Below are 6,038 nucleotides of genomic sequence, written 5' to 3' on the forward strand. Positions count from 1 at the left end.
CCGCGCGCGCGGGCGCCCCCCCCCGCCCCCCCCCCCCCCCCCCCCCGCCCCCCCCCCCCCCCCCCCCCCCCCCCCCCCCCCCCCCCCCCCCCCCAAGGCGCTCGCCCCTTGCGCCCCCGGCGCCCATCCGCTACCCACCGCTCCGCGCTGGCACCCCTGGAGGCCGGCGCTTTTCGTTCTTGCGCACAAGGAGCCTGGCGATGGTCCAGACTGTTCGGATCGAGGCCGTGGCGCGCGAGCGTGCCGGTAAGGGGGCGGCGCGCGCGACCCGGCGAGGGGGGCATGTCCCCGGTGTTGTCTATGGCGCGAAGCAGGAGGCGACGCTGATCGCCCTCGACCCGCGCGACGTGATGAAGGAACTGACCAAGGGCGGCTGGCAGTCCCACCTGTATGAGGTGGCGGTGAAGGACGGCCCGACGGAGCGCACCATCATGCGCGACGTGCAGTTCGACCCGGTGACGGATCGTCCCGTCCATGTGGATTTCCAGCGGGTCGCGCCGGGCGCGCGCATCCGCGTCCGCGTCCCCGTGGTGTTCCTGCATGAGGACACCAGCCCGGGCCTGAAGGCCGGCGGCGTGCTGAACGTCGTCCGCCGCGAGGTCGAGGTGATGGTCGAGCCGGACAAGGTGCCCGACCACTTCGAGATCGACCTGGCCGAGGCGAAGATCGGCGACAACCTGCGCTGGTCCTCGATCAAGGACAGCTTCGGCGCCCGCCCCGGCATCGTCGGCCGCGACTTCATGGTGGCCTCGATCGCCCCGCCGAAGGTGGAGCTGGAGGCCGCCCCGGCCGCCGCCGCGCCCGAGCCCGCCAAGGGCAAGGGCGGCAAGGCCGCGCCGGCCAAGGCCCCGGCCGCCGCCGCGGCGCCTGCCAAGAAGAAGTAGCCTCCGCGCCGGGAGGACGATGCGGTGCTGCTGTGGGTGGGGCTCGGCAATCCCGGGCCGGAACATGCCAGGCAGCGGCACAACATCGGCTTCATGGCGCTGGATGCGATCGCACGGCGCCACGGCTTCTCGCCGTGGCGCAAGCGATTCAAGGGCGAGGTCGCGGAAGGCGCGCTGGGCGGCGCGAAGGTGCTGGCGCTCAAGCCCATGACCTACATGAACGCCTCGGGCGACGCCGTGCAGCAGGCCGCGTCCTTCCTGAAGATCAGGCCCGGCGATATCTGGGCCTTCCATGATGAGCTCGACCTCGCGCCGGGCAAGGTGCGGGTGAAGAAGGGCGGCGGCACCGCCGGCCACAACGGCTTGCGCGACATGCAGCGCGCGCTGGCCACGCCGGATTTCGGCCGCGTGCGCCTCGGCATCGGCCATCCCGGCCACAAGGACCGCGTGACGGGCCATGTGCTCGGCAACTTCGCCAAGGTGGACACCTGGGTGGAGCCGTTGCTGGACGCGGTCGCCGATGCCGCGCCGCTGCTGGCCGGCGGCAAGCCGGAGGACTTCATGACGCGCGTCGCGCTGCTGACGCAGGAGACCGAGCCGCGATGAGCGAGGACGTGTTCCCCGACAGCTTCGGCGAGATGACCCACGGGCCGGGCCCCGAGGATTTCGCCAATGGCGCCGCAGCACTCGCCGCCGGCTTGGTGCGGGAGGCGCAGGCGCTGGCGCAATCCGCCGCCGCGCTGCGCGCCGCCACCGCCCCGGGGCCGGAGGGCGCGGGCGATGTGCGCCGCGCGCGGCTTGCGCTGCATGCGGGCGGCGAGGCCGCGATGCGTGCCGCACTCGCGCTCGATGCCGCTTCGATGCTCGGCGCGAACCAGAAGGCTGCGGAGCTCGCGCCGCGCCTGGCGGAGGCCGCGAAGCGCGCGGGCCTGCCGGCGGCCACCATCGCGCCGCTGCTGCGAGCTGCCGCGCTCGACTTCCGCACCGACGACGCCGCGGCGCGCATCGCCGCCTCCACCCTTGCCGCCGAGCTCTGTGCGCGGCTCGCGGGACAGGACTGAGGACGAGTCATGGGCTTCAACTGCGGCATCGTGGGCCTGCCGAACGTAGGCAAATCCACGCTGTTCAACGCGCTGACGCAGACGGCGGCGGCGCAGGCGGCGAATTATCCCTTCTGCACGATCGAGCCGAATGTCGGCCGCGTCGCCGTGCCCGATCCGCGCCTGGATGTGCTCGCGAAGATCGGCAAGAGCGCGAAGATCATCCCGACCAGCCTGGAATTCGTGGACATCGCCGGCCTGGTGCGCGGCGCGTCGAAGGGCGAGGGCCTCGGGAACCAGTTCCTGGCGAACATCCGGGAGGTGGATGCGATCATCCATGTGCTGCGCTGCTTCGAGGATGGCGACATCACCCATGTCGAAGGCAGCGTGGACCCGGTGCGCGATGCGGAGACGGTCGAGACCGAGCTGATGCTTGCCGACCTCGACAGCCTGGAGAAGCGCAGCCAGGGCCTGGTGAAGCGTGCCCGCGGCGGCGACAAGGAAGCGATCGCCCAGATGGCGCTGATCGAGCCGCTGAAGGCCGCGCTCGAAGCCGGCAGGCCCGCGCGCACGGCGGTGCCGAAGGGCGAGGAAGCGGCGGCCGCGCGGCTGCAGCTGATGACGACCAAGCCCGTGCTCTATGTGTGCAACGTGGAGGAAGCGAGCGCCGCGACGGGCAACGCGCATTCCGCGCGCGTGCAGGCGATGGCGGCGGCGCAGGGCGCGAAGGCGGTGATCGTCTCGGCGGCGATCGAGGCCGAGATCAGCCAGATGCCGGATGCCGACCGCGGCGATTTTCTCTCGTCGTTAGGCCTGGAGGACAGCGGGCTCGATCGCATCATCCGCGCCGGCTATGCGCTGCTCGGCCTGATCACCTACTTCACCGTCGGCCCGAAGGAGACGCGGGCCTGGACGATCACCAAGGGCACGAAGGCGCCGGGCGCCGCCGGCGTGATCCATGGCGATTTCGAGCGCGGCTTCATCGCGGCGGAGACCATCGCCTATGACGACTACGTCGCGCTGAACGGCGAGGCGGGCGCGAAGGACGCCGGCAAGATGCGCGTCGAGGGCAAGGAATACGTCGTGAAGGACGGCGACGTCCTGCTGTTCCGGTTTAATGTGTGACGCGCGCTCTCCCTCTCCCGCAGGGCGGGAGAGGGTCGGGGTGAGGGTGGGTCAAGCGGCTCTGTGCTTGGGCGGAATGCGCTAAGCGGCCTCTCCGGCCGCCCAGCCGCTCGACCAGGCCCATTGGAAATTGTAGCCGCCGAGCCAGCCGGTGACGTCCACCGCCTCCCCGATCAGGAAGAGGCCCGGCACCGCCTTCGCCATCATCGTCCGCTGGTCGAGGGCGGCGGTGTCCACGCCGCCGGCCATCACCTCCGCCTTGGCATAGCCCTCCGTGCCCTCGGGCAGCAGGCGCCACGCCTTCAGTTGCGTGGCGAGGCGCAGCAGGTCCTTGTCGCCGATCTCCCCGATCACGCGCGCCGGCAGGTGCAGCGCGGCGAGCGATTGCGCCAGCCGCGCGGGCAGCATTTCGGCCAGCACGGTCTGCGGCTGCGCCTTCGGCCGCGCGCGCTTGCCGTCCAGCAGCAGCGCCGCGCCGTCGCGTTCCGGCAGCAGGTCGAGCGTGACCGGCTCGCCCGCCTGCCAGTAGGACGAGACCTGCAGGATGGCGGGGCCGGAGAGGCCGCGATGGGTGAACAGCATCGCCTCGCGGAAGGCGGCGCGGCCGCAGCGCGCGATGCTGTCCAGCGCGACGCCGGCCAGCGGACGCATCAGCGCCAGCGCCTCGCCGCCGAAGGTCAGCGGCACCAGCGCCGGGCGCGGCTCCACAACCGCCAGGCCGAAGCGGCGCGCAACGTCCAGCGCGAAGCCGGTCGCGCCCATCTTCGGGATGGAGAGGCCGCCGGTCGCGAGCACGAGCGAGGGTGCGGCGAAAGTGCCGCGCTGCGTCGTCACGGCGAAGCCCGCGCCATGCGCGATGTCGGTGACGCGGTGATCGAGCCTCATGTCCACGCCGGCGGCGCCGCATTCCGCCAGCAGCATCGCCACGATCTCCCGTGCCGAGCCGTCGCAGAAGAGTTGTCCGAGTGTCTTCTCGTGGAAGCCGATGCGGTGCTTGCGGACGAGGCCGATGAAGTCGTGCTGCGTGTAGCGCGCCAGCGCCGAGCGCGCGAAATGCGGGTTGCGCGACAGGAAGCGCTCCGGCACGCAGCCCAGGTTGGTGAAGTTGCAGCGCCCGCCGCCGCTGATCAGAATCTTCTTGCCCGGCGCCTCGGCGTGATCGAGCAGCAGCACACGGCGGCCGCGCTGGCCGGCGCGCAGCGCGCACATCATGCCCGCGGCGCCGGCGCCGATCACGACGACGTCGAAGTCATCCATGCTCAGGCGGCCGCAGCTTCCAGCCCGGCCATGTCGCGCCCCACCGCCTCCGCCACGCGGATGCCGTCCACGCCGGCGGAGAAGATGCCGCCCGCATAGCCCGCGCCTTCGCCCGCCGGATACAGGCCGAGCGTGTTGACGCTGCGGAAGCTCGCATCGCGCCGGATGCGCACCGGCGAGGAAGTGCGCGTCTCCACCCCGGTCATCACCGCATCGGCCATGTCGAAGCCCGCGATCTGGCGGCCGAAGGCGGGCAGCGCCTCGCGGATCGCGGCGACGACGAAATCGGGCAGGCACCGCGAGAGATCGGTCGGCGTGACGCCCGGCTTGTAGCTCGGCATCACCTCGCCCAGCTGCGTCGAGGGACGCTGCGCGAGAAAATCGCCGACGCGCTGCGCCGGCGCGCGGTACTCGCCCTCGCCCGCGATGAAGGCCGCATCCTCCCAGCGCCGCTGCAACGCGACGCCGGCGAGCGGATCGCCGGGGAAATCCACCTCCGGCGTGATCCCCACCACGATGCCCGCATTCGCGTTGCGCTCCGCGCGCGAATACTGGCTCATGCCATTGGTCACCACGCGCCCGTCCTCGCTGGTCGCGGCGACGACCGTGCCGCCGGGGCACATGCAGAAGGAATAGACGCTGCGGCCTTCCAGCCCCTTGCCGCGGCAATGATGCACAAGCTTGTAGTCGGCGGCGCCGAGGATGCGGTTGCCCGCGAAGGTGCCGAAGCGCGCGCGGTCGATCAGCGATTGCGGGTGCTCGATGCGCACGCCGATGGAGAAGGGTTTCGGCTCCACATGCACGCCGCGCTGCAGCAGCGTGGCGAAGGTGTCGCGCGAGGAATGGCCGATCGCCAGCACGACATGGTCGGTCTCGATCGTCTCGCCGGCCTCGGTGACGACGCCGCGCATGCGCCGCAGCCCGTCCCGGCCGGTCTCCACGACGAAGTCCGTCACCTTCGTGCCGAAGCGGTATTCGCCGCCCAGCGCCTCGATCTTGGCGCGCATGGATTCGACCATCTGCACCAGCCGGAAGGTGCCGATATGCGGCTTGGCAACCCACAAAATCTCTTCGGGCGCGCCGGCCTCGACGAACTCCGTCAGCACCTTCCGGCCGAGATGCTGCGGGTCCTTGATGCCGGACCAGAGCTTGCCGTCGGAGAAGGTGCCGGCGCCGCCCTCGCCGAACTGCACGTTGCTCTCCGTGGTGAGCTGGCTCCGGCGCCACAGCGCCCAGGTGTCCTTGGTGCGTTCCCGCACCACCTTGCCGCGCTCCAGGATGATCGGCCGGAAGCCCATCTCGGCCAGGATCAGCGCGGCGAAGATGCCGCAGGGGCCGGTGCCGATCACCACGGGCCGCTTCGGAAGCGGGGTGCGCGCCTGCGTGACATGGCGATAGGTGGTGTCCGGCGCCGGCCCCAGCGTGCGCGCCAGCACCGCATCGCGCGCGTGGCGCCGCAGCAGCGCGCCCTCGTCGCGCACGCAAAAGTCCAGCGTATAGACCAGCTCGATCGCGCTGCGCTTGCGCGCATCCCAGGCGCGGCGCGCGACCGTGCAGGACAGCAGCTCGCCCGGCCGCAGGCCGAGCCGCGCGACCAGCGCGGCCTCGACCGCCCCGGGCGCGTGCTCCAGCGGCAGCTTGAGTTCGGTGAGCCTCAGCATCGCCGCGCCATATGGGCCGCCGCTCAGCCCTCCGCCAGCACCGCCGGCGCGATGTCCCATGCGGCGGCGCC

General features: G+C 71.8%; 6 protein-coding genes. 4 read left to right on the forward strand and 2 right to left on the reverse strand.

Annotated features, from left to right (window positions below; translation table 11 throughout):
- Positions 1 to 200: 200 nt before the first annotated feature.
- From AC1MIR_RS18540 to ychF, 4 genes are read left to right on the forward strand one after another with little or no spacing between them, the layout of a single operon-like run.
- A complete protein-coding gene (locus tag AC1MIR_RS18540) occupies positions 201 to 884 on the forward strand; it encodes a 50S ribosomal protein L25/general stress protein Ctc (protein WP_480029673.1) in 684 nt (227 codons plus the stop codon).
- Positions 885 to 908: 24 nt separating this feature from the next.
- Complete coding sequence (gene pth, locus AC1MIR_RS18545; RefSeq protein ID WP_480029674.1) at positions 909 to 1,490, forward strand: aminoacyl-tRNA hydrolase; 582 nt, start codon at positions 909 to 911, stop codon at positions 1,488 to 1,490.
- Positions 1,487 to 1,945, forward strand: coding sequence for a hypothetical protein (locus AC1MIR_RS18550; protein ID WP_480029675.1), 459 nt, complete (start codon positions 1,487 to 1,489; stop codon positions 1,943 to 1,945). Before pth ends, AC1MIR_RS18550 begins: the two co-directional genes overlap by 4 nt.
- A 9-nt stretch (positions 1,946 to 1,954) precedes the next feature.
- Positions 1,955 to 3,049 carry a redox-regulated ATPase YchF gene (gene ychF / locus AC1MIR_RS18555; protein ID WP_480029676.1) on the forward strand — a complete coding sequence of 365 codons (1,095 nt, stop codon included), beginning with the start codon at positions 1,955 to 1,957 and terminating at the stop codon, positions 3,047 to 3,049.
- 81 nt (positions 3,050 to 3,130) lie between these two features.
- On the opposite strand, the gene AC1MIR_RS18560 is transcribed toward ychF, so the two are convergent.
- Together AC1MIR_RS18560 and AC1MIR_RS18565 are read right to left on the reverse strand one after the other, a co-directional pair.
- Positions 3,131 to 4,306, reverse strand: coding sequence for a BaiN/RdsA family NAD(P)/FAD-dependent oxidoreductase (locus AC1MIR_RS18560; protein ID WP_480029677.1), 1,176 nt, complete (start codon positions 4,304 to 4,306; stop codon positions 3,131 to 3,133).
- Between the two features lie 2 nt (positions 4,307 to 4,308).
- Positions 4,309 to 5,967 (reverse strand): NAD(P)/FAD-dependent oxidoreductase, encoded by a 1,659-nt coding sequence (locus AC1MIR_RS18565; protein WP_480029678.1) that lies wholly within the window; start codon positions 5,965 to 5,967, stop codon positions 4,309 to 4,311.
- Positions 5,968 to 6,038: the final 71 nt, after the last annotated feature.

Source organism: Falsiroseomonas sp. RANM36 (genome assembly GCF_056682175.1).